The organism is Thalassotalea agariperforans (assembly GCF_053470345.1).
On the sequence record NZ_JBQMWH010000001.1, the window covers coordinates 70,760 to 92,275 of the forward strand.

General features: G+C 38.0%; 16 protein-coding genes. 9 read left to right on the forward strand and 7 right to left on the reverse strand.

All coding sequences use genetic code 11. The features are described from left to right. Positions 1-263 precede the first annotated feature (263 nt). From ACSLUO_RS00450 to ACSLUO_RS00460, 3 genes are read left to right on the forward strand one after another with little or no spacing between them, the layout of a single operon-like run. A complete protein-coding gene (locus tag ACSLUO_RS00450; protein WP_448245344.1) occupies positions 264-908 on the forward strand; it encodes a hypothetical protein in 645 nt (214 codons plus the stop codon). After that, positions 880-1,788: a hypothetical protein gene (locus ACSLUO_RS00455; protein ID WP_448245345.1), complete on the forward strand. Its 909-nt coding sequence runs from the start codon at positions 880-882 to the stop codon at positions 1,786-1,788. Before ACSLUO_RS00450 ends, ACSLUO_RS00455 begins: the two co-directional genes overlap by 29 nt. Before the next feature lie 5 nt (positions 1,789-1,793). Beyond that, positions 1,794-3,761 carry a tetratricopeptide repeat protein gene (locus tag ACSLUO_RS00460; protein ID WP_448245346.1) on the forward strand — a complete coding sequence of 656 codons (1,968 nt, stop codon included), beginning with the start codon at positions 1,794-1,796 and terminating at the stop codon, positions 3,759-3,761. A gap of 25 nt (positions 3,762-3,786) precedes the next feature. Here ACSLUO_RS00460 and prsT read toward each other — a convergent pair whose 3' ends face one another. Further along, positions 3,787-6,570 carry an XrtA/PEP-CTERM system TPR-repeat protein PrsT gene (prsT, locus tag ACSLUO_RS00465; protein WP_448245347.1) on the reverse strand — a complete coding sequence of 928 codons (2,784 nt, stop codon included), beginning with the start codon at positions 6,568-6,570 and terminating at the stop codon, positions 3,787-3,789. 82 nt (positions 6,571-6,652) lie between these two features. On the opposite strand from prsT, the gene ACSLUO_RS00470 reads away from it, so the two are divergent. Beyond that, on the forward strand, positions 6,653-7,021 hold the full coding sequence (locus ACSLUO_RS00470) for a hypothetical protein (protein ID WP_448245348.1): 369 nt from the start codon (positions 6,653-6,655) through the stop codon (positions 7,019-7,021). Between the two features lie 895 nt (positions 7,022-7,916). Here the strand turns inward: ACSLUO_RS00470 and ACSLUO_RS00475 are convergent. Continuing rightward, positions 7,917-9,077 carry a retropepsin-like aspartic protease family protein gene (locus ACSLUO_RS00475; protein ID WP_448245349.1) on the reverse strand — a complete coding sequence of 387 codons (1,161 nt, stop codon included), beginning with the start codon at positions 9,075-9,077 and terminating at the stop codon, positions 7,917-7,919. Between the two features lie 50 nt (positions 9,078-9,127). Further along, positions 9,128-9,475 (reverse strand): 4a-hydroxytetrahydrobiopterin dehydratase, encoded by a 348-nt coding sequence (locus ACSLUO_RS00480; RefSeq protein WP_448245350.1) that lies wholly within the window; start codon positions 9,473-9,475, stop codon positions 9,128-9,130. A gap of 130 nt (positions 9,476-9,605) precedes the next feature. Here ACSLUO_RS00480 and pepB point away from each other — a divergent pair, with 130 nt between their 5' ends. Continuing rightward, positions 9,606-10,895, forward strand: coding sequence for an aminopeptidase PepB (pepB, locus tag ACSLUO_RS00485; protein ID WP_448245351.1), 1,290 nt, complete (start codon positions 9,606-9,608; stop codon positions 10,893-10,895). A gap of 53 nt (positions 10,896-10,948) precedes the next feature. Here pepB and ACSLUO_RS00490 read toward each other — a convergent pair whose 3' ends face one another. The 3 genes from ACSLUO_RS00490 to ACSLUO_RS00500 all read right to left on the reverse strand — a co-directional run bounded on the left by ACSLUO_RS00490 (position 10,949) and on the right by ACSLUO_RS00500 (position 13,671). Continuing rightward, on the reverse strand, positions 10,949-11,362 hold the full coding sequence (locus ACSLUO_RS00490; RefSeq protein ID WP_448245352.1) for a hypothetical protein: 414 nt from the start codon (positions 11,360-11,362) through the stop codon (positions 10,949-10,951). 209 nt (positions 11,363-11,571) lie between these two features. Then, positions 11,572-11,697: a hypothetical protein gene (locus ACSLUO_RS00495; RefSeq protein ID WP_448245353.1), complete on the reverse strand. Its 126-nt coding sequence runs from the start codon at positions 11,695-11,697 to the stop codon at positions 11,572-11,574. 156 nt (positions 11,698-11,853) lie between these two features. Further along, entirely contained in the window at positions 11,854-13,671 is a 1,818-nt protein-coding gene (locus tag ACSLUO_RS00500; protein ID WP_448246149.1) for a choice-of-anchor I family protein, read from the reverse strand. Between the two features lie 182 nt (positions 13,672-13,853). Between ACSLUO_RS00500 and ACSLUO_RS00505 the strand changes: the two genes are divergently transcribed. The 4 genes from ACSLUO_RS00505 to ACSLUO_RS00520 all read left to right on the forward strand — a co-directional run bounded on the left by ACSLUO_RS00505 (position 13,854) and on the right by ACSLUO_RS00520 (position 20,127). Continuing rightward, positions 13,854-14,639, forward strand: coding sequence for a tRNA-uridine aminocarboxypropyltransferase (locus ACSLUO_RS00505; protein WP_448245354.1), 786 nt, complete (start codon positions 13,854-13,856; stop codon positions 14,637-14,639). 7 nt (positions 14,640-14,646) lie between these two features. Beyond that, positions 14,647-17,172 carry an ATP-dependent helicase HrpB gene (hrpB, locus tag ACSLUO_RS00510; protein ID WP_448245355.1) on the forward strand — a complete coding sequence of 842 codons (2,526 nt, stop codon included), beginning with the start codon at positions 14,647-14,649 and terminating at the stop codon, positions 17,170-17,172. A 92-nt stretch (positions 17,173-17,264) separates the two neighbouring features. Then, positions 17,265-19,598: a penicillin-binding protein 1B gene (gene mrcB / locus ACSLUO_RS00515; RefSeq protein ID WP_448245356.1), complete on the forward strand. Its 2,334-nt coding sequence runs from the start codon at positions 17,265-17,267 to the stop codon at positions 19,596-19,598. Positions 19,599-19,731: 133 nt separating this feature from the next. Continuing rightward, complete coding sequence (locus ACSLUO_RS00520) at positions 19,732-20,127, forward strand: hypothetical protein (protein ID WP_448245357.1); 396 nt, start codon at positions 19,732-19,734, stop codon at positions 20,125-20,127. Positions 20,128-20,221: 94 nt separating this feature from the next. Here the strand turns inward: ACSLUO_RS00520 and hemL are convergent, their stop codons facing one another. Beyond that, positions 20,222-21,508, reverse strand: coding sequence for a glutamate-1-semialdehyde 2,1-aminomutase (hemL, locus tag ACSLUO_RS00525; RefSeq protein ID WP_448245358.1), 1,287 nt, complete (start codon positions 21,506-21,508; stop codon positions 20,222-20,224). Positions 21,509-21,516 lie beyond the last annotated feature (8 nt).

Sequence of the window (21,516 nt, forward strand, 5' to 3'; positions counted from 1 at the left end):
ATTGGAAAACAAGCGTATAAAATTAGCGGGATCAACATTCAGTTTTTATTATGTTAATAAATTGTTTCAATATGTCTGTTTTTTTTACACGTTAATTTATTTCTAGGAAGTTTATCAACTAACTTATTGTATATACCTGTAATTTTATAGTTGGTTTGTATTTTGCTTGTTTATGGTTATGAGATTTATCGCTGTACTCATCCTTCCTGATTGGCTGTTGCGATTAAATTAGCTATTTATGAATTAAGTTAAAGGTTATCAATATGAAAAATTTAAAAAAACGCGCTTTATTAGCAGCTGCTGCCGCAGGTAAATTAGCTGCTGGAAGTTTCCAAGCCAATGCTGGTATTGTTTATGAAAATCCAGATGATATTATTGTTGATAATTCAATAGCTAATGTTGATATTGAGAATAATAGTTCAGTTGATTTGTTTTTTTCGCACCTAATGGTCGCTACTGGTTCAGATCAAAGTGGTAATGATATTTTAAGTGGTGGTTCTTCAGTTTTAAGTGGAAATTTCGGTACTAGCTTCGATTTTTTTGCTGAAGGCGATGTAATAAATAGTACCAATGCGCAATATTTAGAGTTTGCTACAGCAAGTAAAAGAGATGTTAGTACTGATAGTAAAAACCCAGAATTTGAACAAGCAACAGATGGTTTTTTTGCTTCAGGTGGTGCCGGATTTTTAGGTTTTAACTTAGCAACAGGTAATAATGGTTGGTTAAGATTTAGCGTAGAAGACTTTACGGCAGAAGATACAAGCAGCTACTCGGTAACGATTCATGACTGGGCTTATGAAGACTCAGGTAAGTCAATTAAAGCGGGTGAAGTGCCAGAGCCTGCAGTTTGGTCACTTTTTGCATTAGGTGCCTATTATATTGCTCGTAGAAGAAACAAAAACGCTTAATACTTTGTTGTATACTTTAAAACCGGTTAATCATGCGCAACATAAATTGTTGCGTATGATTACTGGCTTACCACTGCAAATATTACAACAAGATATCACAGCCTACCTTATTCTCTCCTCTGACAATTTGTCTCAACTACTTGGTGCTGTCTTGTATCAACAACAAGATAATAAGTTAAAATGTTGGCTTACGATATTACCGCAATATCGTCGTTTAGGCCTTGCTAAATCTGTTTATCATCAATTAGCAACTGAAAAACTCAACTCCTTAGCAAACTTTACGATTACCCCTTGGGATATGATTGAAGAGATCCCCGCAAGGGAATTTTTACGTTCACTCGATTTTTCTGTAAAAGAAGAATTTGATGTTTTTGAAGCAGATTTTGCAATAGTAAAGCAGCATGCTGAAAAACATTTTAAGCGATTAATTAAGCGTGGCAGCATACCTATGGCGGATATTTCTTGTGCTTATGGTGAAGAGGTAGATACAGCGCAGGCACAGCAATTATTATCAGCAGATTTTAGTGCTTCGTTAAATATTCGTTTAGGGCAAATTATTTTAACTGAATTATTACCACATCAAGTATTGTTCAGTTTAAGCTATAAAAATAATATGGTTGGTGTTGGTGTTGGCCGGTTTGTTGAAACCGCCTTTTGGACTGATGCTTATGTGATTGCGCCAGCGTTTCGTCATGGCTGGGCGCACCTTGCTATTAAGCATTTATCCTATGAACGTATATCGCAAGAGCGGCCTGATATAAAAACATTCCAATTTATAACAACGGAAAAATTAAAAGACACTAACAGTTATGCTCGGCGACTAAATGCACAACATTTAGGAAAAAATAGTTATTTTGAAAAAAACGTTAATGGTGGATAAAGCGCTTGGCGAAAGATAGACAATTGATCATTGGGATTGATGGCTTTGACTGGCCGACAGCGCAGCAATTGATCAAACAAAAGCTACTCCCTAATTTAACTTCATTAATAAATAATGGCTGTCATGGTGCTTTAAAAACAACCTTACCACAGTCTTCTGCTGCTTCTTGGGCAACTAGCTATAGTGGATTGTGGCCTGATCAACATGGCATTTTAACTGACGCTGAACCAAATATTGCAGGTGAAGGGCAAGTGTCGGTGACTAGTGAAAGTGCTTCGCAACCTATGTTTTGGCATTGGTTAAAACAAGCGGGAAAAAACGTGCAAATGATTGCTTGCCCATTAGTAACACCAGCGGCTTCGTCTGTTGATGTATGTATCAGTCAAAACTTTCCTGGCCAAGCATTATATGGTGGTAAATGGGCTGATTTAACAATAAGCGACTTTTCTGGAATCACAGCAAATGAAGTAGATTTAGTAAAAAATCTGCGTATTGAGCCAGCCGATATTCCATTAGCCGCAATAGCACCTTTAATTACCGAATTAGCAGCAATAAATCAAGATGCCGATAAACGGCCAGCGGTGATTGCCGAGGCGTTTGCGCGTAATCTTAGCCGACATAATGTTAATACTTGGTTATTGGAAAATAAACCCGGCGATATTACCTGTATTTATTACTCTTTATTTGAACAAGTTTCACGTTATTTTATGGTCTATCAAGCGCCTAAATTAGCGTCGGTATCAGAATATGACTTTCATCATTATCAAAAAGTGATTGCAGGTACTTATCAATTTTTTGATGCTTTATTAGGCGGCTTAATTACTCTGTTTGGTAACGAGGGTAATATTTTATTATTGAGTCATTTTGGCTTTTCAAATGACGATGCGATCCGTGTTAAAACATCAACTAATAAAAAACACCAAGGCCAAAATCATAATGGTATTGGTCACTTTATTTGGTCGGGTAATAACATCCTAAAACAAGCCGAAATAACGGCGGCGCATCAACTTGATATTGTACCTACGTTATTAACCTCTTTAGGTATTGCGTTACCAACTGTATTGGCTGGGCGTGTTTGGCATGAAATGTTTAGCTTGCCTGTTAGTAATCAACAGCAGGCGGTAACGTTGTCGCCATTACGTGATTGGCCTGCATTTGGTTCAGGTTTAACAGAACAAGATCATACTTGGCTGGCCGAACTTACCGAATTAGGTTTGCAAGATCCGTTAGCTGAGCAACTAAGCAAGCAGCGAGCTGTGCTTGAACGTACTAGAATGTATCATTTACAGCAAGTTAAGCGGATAAGAGGTGAACACACCACAGCGATAAATATTTTAGCGGCTTGGGTTCAGGCTAATCCTCGAGATTTAATGATGAAAGTTGAGTTAATTTCATTATTGTTTACCTGTGGTAATTTAACATCGCTTGCGCCTTTGGCAAAATCGACCCTTGAGCAAATTGACAACTTACCCCGTACAACGACCTTTTTTGTTAATGCTGTACCACTCGATGTTGCCCGTTATTTACTTAAAGCAATTTTGGCGTTTAGCGAAAAAGAGACACAACAAACGCGTAAATATTTACAAAAAATAGAACTAAATTTAATTACTGGGGTTTTATTTAAAACCTTGTTTGGTCATTGTTTATTGCAATTGAAAGAATATGTAATGGCACAACAAGTGTTTGAACAAGTACTGAGTGAGGAAGCTGAATACGGCAGTGCATACTCAGGATTAACCCAAGCTTTGTTCGAACAAAATAAATTTGAACAAAGCTTAGAGGCTGGTTTTAATGCGGTTGAATTACAACCTGGCGATATTATTAGCCATCGTTATATTGGCTTAGCGTTTGAAGCCATTAATGAAATTGAATTAGCCTTGTTACATTTAAAAACCTACATACAAAAGTATCCTCAAGACGCTAGTATCCAGCAAAAAATAGCGTCTATCGAATTGTCTCAATCACCTCAATAAGCGACTGCATAAGCCTTTTTTTACATCATAGCGCTAATTTAGCTTTGAGTTTGGCTAAAGTCGCTTTGTTGGTTTTGGTGAAATTAAATGCTTCAAATTTGCGTTTAGCTAATAGCGTTTGTTGGTCAGCAATAAGGGCTTCAATATAATTGAGGTAAATAGGCTCGGGAGTTTGCTCTTTTGTGATATCAACAGCACGAGAGAGATGCTTTAACGCTTCGCTGGTTTTGTTTTGATCTAATAATATTTTACCTAAGGTATCTAAAAATTCCGCATTATCCGGTTCATGTTTAATCGCGGTATTGCCATGTAAAGTAGCTTGCTCGAGCTTACCTTGTTCTGCTAATAAAAAAGCTAAGTTATTATGAGCTATTGCGATCTCTGGATTAATGGTTAGTACTTTTTGGTAAGTGGTTATTGCTTGTTGTTTATCAACAAAAATTTGCTCCATTGCCAATTGCATAAGTGCCCATAAATCTTCAGGGTTTGACTGTAAATGGCTAACTAAAAAGTCAGTTGCTTGTTTCGGCTGCTCTAGCTTTTCATAACATTGATAGAGTAAGCGAGCATTATTTGAGCTCGGCGTTTCTTGGTAAGCGATATTAATGTTAGCTAATGCAGCACTATAGTGCTGTTGATGGAATTGCAATTGTCCTAACAGGCCTTTAATTGCCGGTAAGTGATGAATGTTGTCAGGTAAAGTCTTAAATTCACTTTTGGCGTTTACAAAATCATTTTTTAATAACAATAATTCAATACGAAGTGCGGTAATAGATGCATTTTCACCTTGCATAGCAACTAATTGATCACTTAACGCTAGTGCTTCATCAAGTTTATTTTGTGCTTTTAGTACTAAAATATTGTCGATAATGGCGCTACGGCTATTGGGCTTTTCAGCTAACCACTTTTTGTAGGTTGCTATGGCTTTGTCATCGGCTTGAATACGACCATAACTTGTTGCTAATAAACGCCAAAAGTTATCAGGCTTATTGGGTAGGTTGGTTAGTGGTTCAAGTAGCTGAATGACTTGGCTATAGGTTTTTTCATTAAAATAAATTTTTGCTAAGGTAACTTTTAATGCCGGTAGGTCATTATTTTCATCTACTGTTTTGATTAGGTTTTTAATGACTTCTGCTTGCTTTCCTTGCTCTTTAGCAAATAAATAATTTAAGGTGATTGCCGGAATATAAGTTGGTTGCGCTTGTGTTAAGGCTTGAACTTTTTGATAAGCAAGCGTTTTGTTTTCTGGTTGTTCAACAATCAATAATTTAATTATCGCTAATTCAACTTCAGGAGCATTGGGCGATTTTTTTAATGCGGAGTTGTAGGCAATACGTGCTTGCTCAAAGTCTTTAAGCTTTACATAAGTTGCTCCGGCTAACATGTCTCCTCGAATAGAATCAGGCTGCTGCTGCCTTAATTGTTCAGCCAATAATAAAGCCTTGTTAAATTGGCCGGTTGAAAGATATGCGGTGGCGAGTACCATTTCGATATCTTGTTTGGCTTGTTCTTTTTTTTCATTTGTTGGTTCAGTTAAAGCATTATTTAAGGCGTTTTCTAAGTTGGTAATGCCGGAAACATCATGCATTGATAACTTCAATAAACCGAGTTTTGCTAAGGCTTCGGTCGAGATATTATCGTCGGATACCTTGTTGATAATGCTTTTAACTTTTTCGCTTTCACCTTGTTGAATTAATGCTAAGCCAACACTGGAAATTAAATTGTTATCTTGTGGGGTTAATGACCCAAGCTTATTTACTGTATCATTGGCTTCTAGCGTTAAACCTAAAGCTAATTGGCTTGCGGCTAACAAACGTAGACCAATATGATTATGCGGTAAGTCATCAGCAATAAACGATAAATGTTGATGCGCTTTGGTGAAATCTTGGTTTTTGTAAGCACTGACACCAGCAACTAAACGGGTTGCTTGATTATTGGGTTCATTTAATAGTGATTTTTCAGCAAATAGCAATGCATTTTTTGTGTCATTTTGATTAAAACGAGCCAAGGCTTTTAATTGATTTAATAACGTATGTTTATCATTAATTAATAACAATTTATCGATCAGCGGTTCAGCGGTTTCGCTTTGTTGGTTATCCATTAAAAGTCTAGCAAGAACAAATGACATGACTTGATCTTCGGGATAAGCAGCAACATATTGTTGATAAGTTATGATTGCTTGCTCAATCTCTTGTCTTTGTAGTAAAAGCTGCGCCTTAAGTTTAAGCGCTTCTTCTTGAGTTGGTTGGCGAGCAAGAATATCGTTTAACTTAGGTAGGGCGGCTTGCTCATTGTTATTAATAACATCGTCATATACTAGCGCAAGCTGACCATATATTGAGTTATTATTGAGGGCGCGAATGTTATTTAATAAGAGCTTTGCTTTATCTTCATTACCCAAACGTATATTGCCGAGTGCCTGATAAAATTTAACTTGGGTTTTATTATCATCGGTTAAATTAACTTTATCTAAGTTTAAATCAACTAATGAGGTATCTGTTTCAGTATAGTAATAAGCTTTTACCAATAAAGGCAGAACACTATTAGCGTTATATTTAAACGCAAATGCACGTTCAAGTTCTTTTTCGGCGCTTAAATATTGGTGGCCGTCAAAATAAATCTTTCCTAATAAAAATCTAGCTTCCGCTAAGCTAGGCTCAGCTTTTAAAGCATTTTTAAGCTCAATCGTTGCAGTATCAAGCGCATTATTTTTTAAGCTGAGCTTGGCTTCGGTTAAATATTCATCAGCCGATTTATCATTACAAGAAAATAAAAAAAAGGTAGAAAGTAAGATCGCGTATTTATTCATAGCACTTTAATGTCTATAGGTCATGATTACTATGTATGCAACAGTAAAAGGCTAAGCGATAAATTGCAATAGGCAGTATATTTTGAGTAAAAAAAAGGCATCCAATGGATGCCTGACAAGAAATAACGAGTCTACTATAACAATAAAAGAAATCGGGGGAGATTTCGAAAACAAGTTTAGAATACTTGCTCTAGATGTTGATGACAAACGAGTAAAATTTATGCGACAGGTGAATTTTTTTAACTTGTTATTTCCTGTGTTAGTTCACTTAATTTTTAGTTGTGGTTTTAGTTGTGAAATTTTAGGCAAAAAAAAGGCATCCAATGGATGCCTGACAGAAATTATGAGTCTGCTATACAAAAGAACAATAAAAGAAATCGGGGGAGATTTCGAAAACAAGTTTAGAATACTTGCTCTAGATGTTGATGACAAACGAGTTAAATTGATGTGATAGGTGAATTATTTTAATCTATTGTTTGCCCTGTTTTGGTAAAGGAGATGTTTTATACACGTATTAATGGATGGAATTTTTATTGATGGTGTTAGCGGTTAAATTTTAGGCAAAAAAAAGCACCCAATGGGTGCCTGACAAGAAATAACGAGTCTACTATAACAATAAAAGAAATCGGGGTAGATTTCGAAAACAAGATTAGAGTACTTTTGTTAAAGCATTATGACAAACGAGATAAATTCAATTGATAAGTGAGTTTTTTGTTCTTTGTTGTGAAATATTTACTTAGCCCATTAGCCCATTAGCCCATTAGCCCATTAGCCCATTAGCTCATTCAGTCTGCAAGCCCACGTTGTATTCAAGAATTTGCGTTTGAACGAAATCATACCGGCAAGGTTAACATGAACGAGTTGATTGTGAGTGTGTTTTATTTATTGTAAATAGTTAATGGTTATTGAGGGATTTTTGATAAAAAAAAGGCATCCAATGGATGCCTGACAGAAATTATGAGTCTGCTATACAAAAGAACAATAAAAGAAATCGGGGGAGATTTCGAAAACAAGTTTAGAATACTTGCTCTAGATATTGATGGCAAACGAGTAAAATTTATGTGATGGGTGAATTTTTTTAATCTATTGTTTGCGCTGTTTTGGTAAAGATGATGTTTTATACACGTATTCATGGATGGAATTTTTGTTGATGGTGTGAACTGTTAAATTTTAGGTAAAAAAAAGGCATCCAATGGATGCCTGACAAAAATAACGAGTCTATAACAATAATAAGAAATCGGGGGAGATTTCGAAAACAAGGTTAGAATACTTGCTCTAGATGTTTCTGACAAACGAGTTAAATTAATCTGATAGATAAGTTTTTTTAATCCGAAATGAAATCGGTATTATTTGGGTTGTAAATATAAAATTGATTTGTCTGTGTCGTGATACCAATTAAATAAGTTTAAAAAGTTTCGACCAAGTAAGCCGTCAAAAGCCGGTGTGCTTAATGGCGCGTCAGCATAATGGGCGCTGGCGGTAATGTTTTCTATTTTAAGTTCGCCAATGGCAAATGAGTCAATATTAATTAGATCTGTGTGTATTGTTCCATTTGCGGTATTAAAGCTCACATCGGATTTAATAATGTTATATGTCAGTTGCTCAATAACTCGATTATCTAAGGCGATATAAGAAGCGCCACTGTCAATCATCAAATTTACGGTAACATTATTGTTTAATGTGACAGTAACAATGCCATGCTCTAGCTGACCACCATAGGCGGTAACGGGTATTTTAATTGGGTATGAATTTGCTAATGCTGCAGCTTTTTGGATTTTTTCTAAGTGCTGATTAAGTTGTTCAATACGTTCATATTCATGTAAGTAAGTTAGCTGAGCAATAAAGTTTTCAGTTTCTGTAACCTTGGTAAGGTTGAGTAATTGTTGTGTGTATTGCTCAATTATTTGTCGGTAATAAAAATCGACTGCTTCTTGATATTTCTCATCTTCAACTTGATCGACTAACTCAATGATCAAGGCCAATGCTTCTGGGTATAAGGCCAAATAATAGTTAGCTTTAACGTTTAAATAACGAAAATAAAAGTCATCATATTCAAGGTTTATCAGCTGATTGGTGAGCGTTTTAGTTATTGATAAGGCTTCAATTTCTTTGCTTTCAGTTAATTCAAATAAATAGTGATAAATAAATTGATGAAAACGTTTATCAACCGACATTTCCAGATATAAATCTAGAGCTTCAGTAAAACTTTGCTGCTTAATAAGTTGTTTAAATTGTATAAATTGCCCGTCGAAGTCATCATTATTATTCGTGTTATCACTGTTGTTATTTGCATTTTTGTTGGGAATAAATAGCGATTCGGCTGTCTTGTTTTGTTTTGTTGCTTGGTTTGGCAACTGACTTTGCGGTGCTAAGGTTAAGTGCTTGGTTAAAGGCACTAAATCATATACCTTTAGTTGTAATTGGTTTAAAGAGGCTGGCGTAAACATGAGTAAGGTGACAATAACGCCAATACTAAAACTGGTCAGTGCAATAACAAAACTTTTCACATTTGGCCTACTTATTTAATGCTAATTGAGAAAAAATTATCGGTACAGAGTTAACTTTGCTTTTGGAAAATATCCGCGCTTTTAGCCGCCATAATAACATCATTCTTGTGTAAGCCATTAATGATATGTGTCCACCATTGCAGGGTAACTTGGCCGTATTCTAAGGTAATTTTAGGGTGGTGGCCTTGTTGTTCGGCAAGTTCAGCAATCGCTAAGGTAAATTTTACCGCTTGTTGATAATTTTTTATGGTAAATATTTGCTGTAATTTGTTAATGCCGTTGTTGTTAATTAACTGCCAGCCTGGAATTTCGGGTAACAAACTGTTCAGTTCAGTGCTTGATAAACTTGGCGCGTTTTTTTTACACGCTTCACAGTTTGCTGTGGTTAATAAATTCATCCGCTTTTCCTAAGATTTGATTCGCTTAGCTTTATTTAATGGTTTTATGTTAACAGATTTTTTATCAAAGGTGCCGCTTAAGTAAAACGCTGTTATGCTATTAACAATTGAATTTTCTTAGGTACAAGGTATGGCAGTGGCAACTCAAATTTATTTAACTTCTTCATCACAAGCGACTGGTTGGCAAGCGAACAAACAAGAGCAATTTATTGGTGAAGATATTCATCTAGTGATCGCTGAAAATGAAGCTCACCCTTTAAGAGCTATTCAGCAATCGGCTCGTAAAATTGATAAATTAGGTATTGAACAAGCGGTTTTAGTGGGAGAAAAATGGAACGAGCAGTCGCAATGGGCGTTTGCTATGGGCTTTACTAGCGTAAAAAAATTAGCACAGGTAAGTTTTTGTGGCTCAGCCGAGTTGGTAGCTAAATTAACGAATAAATTAACGGTTTATGCTTGGAGTCGTGAGTTAGTGAATCAAACCCCAGCTCAATTATACCCATTAAAATTAGCTGAATTAACCACGCAATTTATTACAGAACTAGCGCCTGATTTTGTCACCAGTAAATTAATTGCCGGTGAAGCATTAGAAAAAGCGGGTTGGACTGGTATTTATAATGTTGGTAAAGGTAGCCAACATGCCCCTTGTTTTTTAGAGCTGGATTTTAACCCTACAAAAGATGAAACAACGCCGGTTAGTGCTTGTTTAGTGGGTAAAGGCATTACCTTTGATAGTGGCGGTTATAGCATTAAAGCCAGCGAAGGTATGTTTAACATGAAGTGTGACATGGGCGGTGCAGCAACGGTTGCGGGCGCGTTAGCTTTAGCGATCAAACAAGGTTTAAATAAACGGGTTAAGTTGTTTTTATGCTGTGCTGAAAATATGGTGAGTCATAATGCCTTTAAGCTTGGCGATATTTTAACCTACAAAAATGGCGTTACCGTGGAAATTGCCAATACGGATGCTGAAGGTCGATTAGTTCTTGCTGATGGTTTAATGGCGGCCAGTGAGACGAAAGCGCCATTAATTATTGATGCCGCTACTTTAACAGGCGCGGCTATGTTAGCAACAGGCGGTGAATACACCGCATTGTTTTCTTTAGATCAACCGTTAGTGGAAGAAGTGAAGTTATTGGCTGAGCAAGAAGTTGAGCCTGTGTGGCAATTACCGTTAGCGCCATGGCATCAACAAAAATGTCCATCGGCTTTTGCGGATACCGCCAATAGTAATATTCAAAAAGGTGGCGGTATGGGGGGAGCAAGTAATGCGGCTGGTTTCCTTTCGCGTTTTGTTGAAAATAAAGCAGGTTGGTTACATTTTGATTTATCAGCTTCGTACAACGGTAGTGCCAATGCTTTATGGGCTGCGGGGGCAACCGGGCAAGGAATTTCGTTAATTGCTCGGTTAATTTTAAAATAATCATTTGTTTATTAGCGCATTACCTAGCGCTAATAAACCCTTTAACGGGGTTGTTAACCAACCGCCTTATCATCGTCTAAAAAGCCATTAAGCCAATCTTGCGCGACACTAGCATCGGAAAAAAAGTTAAAAACCACATTGCAGGATTGGTAAATACGGGTTAGTTGCATTTGTTGTAAATCAGCTTGGTAGCTTTGCTGAATAACGGTAGCAATAGCGATCATATTGTTTTGCATACGGTGGCGAGTAATATCAATTAAGGCTTGTTCGGCTTCAGGTGTAAAAATACCGTTACCTTTGAAAATAGCCAATGTTGCCCAAGGTTCATGTTTTATATCTTCAATTAATACTTTGATATCGTTAAGGTATTGGTTAACGGTGATATCATCAAAAGGCCCTTGTGCCTCTACAACGAGAATATTATCCGTTTTTGATAAGTTATAACTTCCATGATTAGCGTTAGTCATTTTTTATTTCCATTTGATCAACCGGGCAGTATTGATAGCAAGAAACAAAATGGTTAACAAGTAAGCAGATTTTGACAAAACAGCAAGAAATAAATCACTAATTAAAACAGTTGATTACGATGTGTTTGGCTAGGGGCTGTTTATCTTTGTTTAATAATTCAGCTGAGAGATAAAATCGTTTTAATCAAGGCTGAAATTATGTCGTTTAGTCATCTAAACCAATAATTTTTAACGCCGAGTAAAGCGATTTTAGCCTCAGCCCACAGGGCAATGGCTATTTTTTGCGCTAGCTGCATTAGAATTTCACTCGTTTGGAATAACCAAACAACGTTCATTCTGCTTTGCTATCACTTAAAATAGCCTATTGCTGAAAATATAAACAAAGATCAATAGCCCCTAGCTATTTGAAATATTTTAAATAAAAAAAGCTAGAGACTGAGCTCTAGCTTTATCTTGTGGTTATTTAACCTAAACTCGGGTTAATAATGATGCTATTTGGCGGTTATTTGCCAAACCGCTATTGAGCCTGAAATTTCATTACCCACAATTAACATTGCTGGTTTGTCATCTGTTGCCGGAACAAACTTCATACCTTCTGGTGCTAAATCACCTGTGATATCGGCATCTTCAACTGAACCGCGATTATGAAAATAATCAACAAAGCTGACATTGAACGGATTGCTAATGTTGTACACTAAAATCCCACTCATTCTTTCTAAGCCAATAAAGGCTAAGGTTTGGCCGTCAACTTCACCAATAGCTAATGCTTCAGGTTCAGCACCTTTGGCATCTGAGCGAGTGTCACCTTTGTTTTCATTTTCATCGTTGTTAAATGCTTCGCCATGAATTGCTGAAGTGATCCGAACAATATCATCGCCAGAATCAAAAACGAGATTACCGTTAGCATCAAAAATTGAAAATGAACGTGCACCATAGGTGTAAAGTTCTTCATAGGTGCCATCGTTATCGCTGTCGCCTAACACAGTAGAAACCTTTAAGCGGCCTAAGTCGTCATCATCGTTATTAACGTCAGCAAAGGCATTCGCATCTAAGGTTAAATCTTCCGCGCGAATTTCGTCGATGAATGATAAACAACCATCATCATCGTCATAATCCATACCGTTTGCGGCAGTACAAGCAGCTTCATCAGCTACATCAAAGAAATACTCACGACCATCACCTTCGTTAGCGGTAACAATAAAGTCAGCGCCTTGCCAATTGATGGTTTGAATAGTGTCTGGTTGGTACATGCCGTATAAATTTTTATACTTTCTCAGATTAATGCCATCATCTTTATCTGAGGCATCCATGACAAATTGGCTCCAGTCTTTAAAGCCTAAACCGCGTATAGCGACTAAACTGTCGTTGGTTAAATCAACCACCGCCATCGCATTGTTTTCTTGAATGCTGATATAAGCGGTTTTACTGTCGGCTGAAATTGCCACATATTCAGGTTCTAAATCCATTGCTACGGTAGTATTAATTAATTGGCCGTTAATGGTTTTTCCTGATGGGTTTGGAAATACAACCCCTTGAGCTTCTAACTCTGCTTGCTTGCTGTTATATGCTTTAAAGTCTAGAGCAACGGCGCTATCAGCAATGACGCTATTGGTAATATTGATGATTGAAATACTGCCTTCAGGATCAATTGTATAATCGCCACTTGGCTCACCTTCGTTGGCAACAACAACTTTTTTACTGTCAGGAGAGAAGGAAACCATGTCAGGTAAAACACCTACTTCAACATTTTTTACAAACATTGGGCTGGCGCCTGAAATATCATAAAAAGCAATATAGCCATTAGCAGCAACATCACTTGCAGCCATAGCAACAGCTAATAAATTTAATTCATCAGAAATTGCAATGCTGTTAGCGTCACCAGCAGTATTGGTTGATAAATCAATGGTGGTCATAATTGCCATATTGGTATTGGTAATTATACCTTCGGCGTCAGCCGTTAAGGCGGCAGGGTCGGCATTTTCCATTGATAAAACTTCAACCGTTGCTTTCTCACCTGAGCTATTAATGGCGTAAATATAGCCGGTTGATTTTTGATATTGCACAATTTCAGCAGCACCTTCCGGTGACTCGGTATTTAATACGGCACGAGCAATTAGTTGGCTATTAATGCCAGCAAACACATTTTTACCATCACTGCCATTTTGACCGTCAGCACCTGCTGGGCCTTGTGCGCCAATTTGTCCGGTTAAACCTTGTTCACCGTTTGCACCATCTTTACCGTCATCGCAAGCGGTTAAAGCAGCAATGAGTACACCAGCAATTGCTGATAACATAAATTTATTTTTCATCATCTTATTGTCATTTAGGTTGTTAAAAATTGCTCTGTAAAATACTGGGTTAATATGACAATTCGCTTAAGGTTAGATGAAAGAAATATGGTGTTTATATGTCAGTTAAAAGAACTAGCTGGTAATATGTGTGCGTTTTATCAGCCCAACTTATCCAAATAATTATCAACATGGTCACCTCAATGAATAGCGTTCAGCAGTTATATCAATATCGCAAAAGTATTAGCACTAAGCCCTTTGCGGCACGAGGTTGGCGTGTAGTACGTTGTCAGCGTTGTTTGGTGGCAGAAAAGTTTTGTATTTGTCAGCACAGAAAAGCGAGTAATGCAGAGGTTGGTTTTGCACTGATCATGAGTGATGCCGAAGTATTAAAACCGAGTAATACTGGGCGTTTAATTGCCGATGTTGTACCTAATACCTTTGCTTTTTTGTGGCAACGAACTGAACCCGATCAAAACTTATTGGCTTTATTAAATAACCCTCAGTGGCAGCCGATCATTGTTTTCCCTAAAGAATATGCAGAACCTGAGCAAGCAGTGTTTGATAATATCAATCCAATGAATAAGTTAGCTTTAGAAGATAATGCCAATAGCGATAAAAAGCCGTTATTTATATTACTTGACGCGAGCTGGCGAGAAGCTCGGCGAATGTTTAGAAAAAGTCCTTATTTACATCAATTGCCGATGTTGTCGTTTGCCGCGGATGATCCCGACAATGAACTTGTTCAGTCGCGTTATCAATTACGTGAAGCCTCTAAAAATAGCCATTTGGCAACAGCCGAAGTAGCAGCAAGGGCGTTACGAATTATTGAGGAAGAGCAAACGGCAAGCCATTTAGATTTATGGCTAGATGTTTTTATTTATCATTACCAGCAAAGTGTTTGCCAAACCAATAAAGGCAATGTAAATGCCTTATTAAATTACCAAAACTTTATCAAAGCGGAACCTCCTGAGCAAAATAAAGGCTAATGATCACGTGCTACCTATAGATAATTTTTTACCTGAAATACACAGTAAATTATCCAGCGCTAATAACTTAGTGTTAGCGGCAGAGCCTGGTGCTGGTAAATCGACGGCGGTACCTTTAAGTTTGCTTAATGCTGATTTTTTACACGGCAAAAAAATCATTATGCTCGAACCGCGCAGAGTCGCGGTTAAGTCAATTGCCCATTATTTAGCGAGTTTGTTGGGGGAAAAAGTCGGGCAGCGCATCGGTTATCAAATTCGTAATGAAGGTAAAAGCTCAGCAGCCACGCAGTTAGAAATTGTTACGGAAGGAATATTGACCCGACGTTTACAACAAGATCCTGAGTTAAACGATGTTGGTTTGATTATTTTTGATGAATTTCACGAGCGCTCTATTCATGCTGATCTTGCGTTAATGCTGGCTTTGGAAGTACAAGAAGCGTATCGCGAAGATTTAAAGTTACTGGTGATGTCGGCCACCATAGATACCGAACAAATTTCGAATTATTTACAGCAAGCTGATATTTTAACCTGCCCAGGTAGAACCTATCCGGTAACCGTTGAATATTTAGCGGGGCAATTGGCAAATCAACCTTTTAAAACGTTATTGGGTAAAGTCATGCAAGCGCTTGAACAGGTGCTTGTTAACTCTTCAGAAGGCGATATTTTAGTTTTTTTACCGGGCCAAGCAGATATCAAACGATGTCTTGAAGCGGCACAAGCTAAATACCAAAGTGAGCTTGAACTCTTACCGCTTTATGGCAGTTTACCGTTAGCGCAACAAGAAAAAGTGCTCAATAAAGTAAATCGGCTACAACGACGGGTGATTTTTGCCACTAATATTGCAGAAACCAGTTTAACTATTGCCGGTATCAGCTATGTCATTGACTCTGGTTTAGAAAAAACCTTAACCTTTGATATAAAAAGTGGTTTGTCGAGATTATCAACCACTAGAATTTCAAAAGCATCAGCCACCCAAAGGGCAGGCCGTGCAGGGCGTTTACAAAATGGCCATTGTCTTCGTTTATGGCGTGAAAGTGAGCATCAAGCACTGAATGACTTTCAAAAAGAAGAAATTAAAACGGCTAACTTAGCTAATTTAACGTTAGATCTTTCTGCTTGGGGGATCACCACGTTTGAAGAAGTTAATTGGCTTACAGCTCCGCCCAAAAATCATTTTGAAGTAGCTTGCCAACTTAATCAGTCTTTAGGTTTGTTAGATAAAAATAATCAAATAACTCAGCGTGGCCATCAAGCGTTAAAGCTTGGTCTTGAACCTCGCCTTGCGAGTATGTTGTTAAGCTGTGAAACGGCTATTGAAAAACAACTCGGTTGCTTATTGGCGGCCTTGTTATCAGAGCGCGATATCTTAGTGAATGCTGAGCATTCAGATATTACCGAGCGAGTGTTAATTTTTAATGACTACTTAAAAAATAGTGCGTCGCACAAAGCCAAACAGTCACTCAATCGAAACGTACTCGCGCAAGCAAGTAAGCTTGCCAACTCATTTGCCAGCTTACTTGTTGGTATCAATTTAGCCGAAACACTCAGCTTAACAGATGTGCATGAATATATTGGCCCATTATTATTAACAGCGTACCCAGATCGCTTAGCTCAGCAGCGCGGTAAGGGTAGTGATCGTTATTTATTAGCCAATGGCCGAGGTGTTACATTAAAAACCGATGATGGTCTTGCAGGCGAACCTTGGTTGGTGGTTTGTGATTGCGATGGCAAAAATAAAGATGGTGCTATTTACAGCGCAGCTGCTATTTCTTTAAGTGCGATTAAAACATCCTTAAAACCACACTTTGTTGAACAAACGCACTATGCACTCGACACAAACAAAGAAAAAGTGATTGGCCGGCGCAAGGTTAACTATCGCGCCTTAGTGATTGATGAAGTCAGTATCAGCAATATTCCACCAGCGGAATTTCAGTTATGTGTGCAAGATATTTTACAAGAAGAAGGCTTAACCTTTCTCAATTGGACAGCTAAATGTCAGGCATGGCTCGCTAGAGTTAACTGGCTAGGCCAGCAAGTTGAAAATTTCCCGTTATTATCTGAAAAAAGCTTACTTAATGATTTAGCTGCGTGGTTATTGCCTTATTTAACGAATATCAACACCATTAAACAACTGCGACAGCTTAATATCTATGATTTGCTTACGGCAAACTTAAGCTGGCAGCAACAGCAGTTTTTAAATCAGCATGCACCAGAGCAATATATTACGCCAAGCAATAAAAGCGTGTTAATTCGGTATGATCAACATCAAGGACCTACCGTATCGGTGATATTGCAAGAAATGTTTGGTCAGCTGACATCACCATTATTAGCTCAAGGGAAAGTACCACTTAGATTTGAATTATTATCACCAGCACGTCGTCCTATTCAAACGACCAGTGATCTCGCTAATTTTTGGCGTTCATCGTATTTTGACGTAGCAAAAGACATGCGTGGAAAATACCCCAAACACCGCTGGCCAGAAAAGCCACTAGAAGAAGCACCCGGCCGTTCAATTGCCAAACGGCCGAAATAATTGTAACTAGGGTTAATTATTTACCCGCTTGTTTGGGTTTTTAATCAAATTTGTTTTAACATACCGCCATCAATTTCCCTTTATTTGACGTTATGCCTGCAAAGTCTGAAAAGAACACTTCAAAAGCACCCAAAAAATCATCCGCTACTGAGGCTGTACCAGTAAAAAAATCTTGGTTGCGCTGGTGCTTAATTACCGGTTTTAAGTTGAGTTTAGTGTTATTACTAAGCTTATTTATTTACGCTATTTACCTTGATAGCAAGGTACAAAAAACTTTTGAAGGGCAGCGTTGGCAGGTTCCAGTACAAGTTTATGGTAAAACACCAACCATTTCTTTAGGTGAGCCGGTTAATTTATCGCAATTGAAAGCGAGCTTGTTATTAACGGGTTACAGCAAGGTTGCGCAGGTTAATCAGGTTGGTGAATTTGCTATGTCAGCAACTAAGGTTGAATTGTTTCGCCATAGCTTTAATTTTGGCGATCACGCGCTGGCCGAAGGTAAAGTTTTTATTAGTTTAAAAAATGGCTTGGTAAGTCAAATTATTGTTAACGATATTAACGTTGCTGAAGTCGAGTTAGCGCCAGTATTAATTGATCGAATTTTACCACAAAGTAAAGAAGACCGCGTTATTGTTGGTTTAGAACAAGTGCCTGAAAGGTTAATTGATACGTTATTATTGGTGGAAGATCGCGATTATTATTTTCATCATGGGGTTTCTCCTATCGGCATAGCACGGGCATTTATTGCCAATATTAAAGCGGGCCGAACTGTGCAAGGCGGTAGTACATTAACCCAGCAATTAGTTAAAAATATGTTTTTAACGCGCCATAAAACCCTTTGGCGGAAAATCAATGAAGCCATCATGGCATTGTTGTTGGAATATCGTTACAGCAAAGATCAGCTGTTAGAAGCGTATGTTAATGAAGTTTATTTAGGACAACATTATGCTAATGGTATTTATGGTTTTGGTTTAGCGGCTGAATTTTATTTTGGTAAAAAAATAGCTGATTTGACGACCGAGCAAATGGCCACCTTGGTTGGGCAAATAAAAGGGCCAAGTTATTATGATCCGTGGCGCTATCCTGAGCGTGCGATAGAACGTCGAGATTTAATTTTAACCTTGATGTTTGAACATGATTATTTAACTAAAGCTGAGTTTAGCCAAGCGGTTAAAGCACCATTGTCGGTGCGTAAATCACGTCGTATTGTTAAGCAAAAACAACCGGCTTATTTACAGTTAGTTAAACGAGAATTAAGCGAATTATTGTCTGAGCAAGCACAGCAGTCAGGCGTTAAAGTTTTTACCGGCTTCGATATTAAAGCGCAAAAATACTTAACGGATACTATTGCTAAAAAGTTGCCGGAAATTGAGCGACAAACAAAATCAAGTGATATGGAAGTGGCGATGATGGTGACCGATCATCATACCGGCGAAATTGTTGCGCTAAGTGGTGGCCGTGATCACCAATATGCGGGCTTTAATCGAGCTTTAAATGCGCAGCGTCCTATCGGTTCATTAATCAAATCGGTTGTTTATTTAGCCGCGTTAGAGCGTAGTGATGAATACAACCTAGCTACCAAATTAGCGGATAAACCGTTAGCCATTGAAGGCGATAATGGGGAAGTATGGCGACCGAAAAATTATGATGGTAAATATCGAGATGAGGTCAACTTATATACTGCCTTGGTACGCTCACTCAATGTACCAACGGTAAATTTGGGCTTAGCTTTAGGGTTAACACCGGTTGCGAATTTATTGCATATTTTAGGTTATCAAGACGATGTCTATATGCAGCCATCTATGCTGCTAGGGGCAATCAATATGTCGCCGTATGAAATCAACCAAGTGTATTTACCGCTAGCGTCGAGAGGCTATCGTCGCGAAAGCCATGCTATTAATAAAGTGGTGGCGAGTAATGGTGAGATCCTTTGGCAGCATAAAGGGGTGAATGAGCAGATTTTATCAGCACAAGCGTCTTATTTGTTAAATTATAGCTTGCATGGAGTGACTACCGAAGGCTCAGCTAAATCATTAACTTGGCGTTTACCCAATGCTGTCGTGGCTGGGAAAACGGGCACCAGTAACGATCAACGAGATAGCTGGTTTATTGGTTATGATAATAAGTACCTGGTTACCACTTGGTTAGGAAAAGATGATAATCAAACCACCAAATTTACCGGCAGTAGCGGCGCGTTGGTATTGTATGCTGATTTAATGAATAAATTGGGGGTTGAAAACTTAGCTATGCCAGTGCCTAGCTCTATTGAAGAAGTTTGGTTTAACGATGAAACCGGCATTGCTTATTTATCGCGTTGTGCCAATAGTACACCACTACCGGCTAATATTAGAGACTTAGTACAACGAGCTAAATGTACAGATAAACATGAAAAAGATAAAAACTGGTTTGATCGCTGGTTTGGCTAACGGAGTTAATAAAAGTCGAAATTTTAATCAATATTACGCGGTCAGTTTGATTTATGGTCATAATCGTTCATTATAAATAAAGTATCTATGAAAATTAGAAAGCCAAATAATAATAAAATTACTGGATATAACGATGTCATTACATAAATTAAGTTTTGCTACCATTAATATGCTGGAAGCGAATATCGCTGAGGTTATTGTTGATAATAAAATTACTATTTCACTCGAAATGGTAGAAGAATTAGAAGCTTTTTTTACCAAAACTTTTACTGAGCCGTTTGCTTTATTGGTAAATAAAATCAATGCTTATCAATATTCGTTTGAAGCGATGACCTGCATGGCTAGCAATGAATTGTTAACCGCATTTGCAGTGATAAATTATGATGATGTTCAGCAAGACCCGATCAACCAAGTACTTGAATTACGAGCGATGGATGAACTTAATATGAAAGTTTTTTCAGGCTTGGAATTAGGTTGGCAAGAAGGTAAAAATTGGTTAATTGAACAACTAGCCGAAGTAAAAAAATAGTTTGTTGTCAAACTGTTAGCCAATAAGCAGTTAAGCGCTAGTGATAACGCTTAACTTAAGCGGTATCACTAGGTAATCTTTATAGCACAGCAAATTATAGCGCAGCAAAGCACTTATCAGCAGCAGCTAAGGTTGCATTAAGTTCTTTTTCGCCATGTGCGGTCGATAAAAAGCTCGCTTCAAAAGCCGATGGCGCTAAATAAACACCTTCGTTTAACATTAAATGGAAAAAGCGCTTAAACTTCTCGCCATCACAAGCAACTGCTTGCTGAAACGAGGTAACTTTTTCTTCTTTAGTAAAGAAAAAGCCAAACATAGCACCAACATAATTAATTGATAAATCATGACCATGTTTTTCAGCCGCCGCTTTAAAGCCTTTAGCTAAAGTTTCTGTGGCTTGCGCTAGTTGTTGATGTTTATCACCTTGGCATAGTTCATTTAACGAGGCTAAACCAGCCGCCATGGCAATAGGGTTACCTGATAAAGTGCCAGCTTGATATACCGGACCTGTAGGTGCGATAAAATCCATAATTTCGGTTTTACCACCAAAAGCGCCAACAGGCATACCACCACCAATAACTTTACCTAAAGTAGTTAGGTCAGGTTTGATGTTGTAATAGGCTTGCGCGCCACCTAAAGCGACACGAAAACCCGTCATTACTTCATCAAAGATCAACACGCTTTTGTATTCATCACAAATGGCACGTAAACCTTCAAGAAAACCAGCAACGGGTGGAATGCAATTCATGTTACCAGCGACAGGTTCAACAATAATACAGGCGATTTCATCACCTAATTCGGCAAAAATTTCTTTTACTTGGTCTAAGTTATTAAAGCTTACCGTTAAGGTGTGTTGTGCAAATGATTCTGGAATACCTGGTGAGCTTGGCACTCCTAACGTTAACGCACCAGAGCCAGCTTTAACTAATAATGAGTCAGCATGGCCGTGGTAACAACCTTCAAATTTTAAAATTTTGTCGCGGCCAGTGTAACCGCGAGCTAAACGAATAGCACTCATGGTTGCTTCAGTACCTGAGCTTACCATGCGGAGTTTTTCCATTGATGGAACAAGTTCACGTACTTTTTCAGCCATGGTAATTTCAAGCGAGGTAGGCGCGCCAAAACTTAAACCATTTTGAGCAGCAGAGATAACCGCTTCACGAATAGCTGGGTGGTTATGACCTAAAATCATCGGGCCCCATGAACCAACATAATCAATATAGGCATTGTTGTCAGCATCATAAATATAAGCGCCGTCGGCTTTTTCAATAAAGCATGGCTCACCACCAACGCCATTAAAAGCACGTACTGGTGAGTTAACGCCACCAGGAATAATATTTTTAGCTTGTTGAAATAATTGAGCGGAAGTTTGTTGCGTCATGTTAAGCC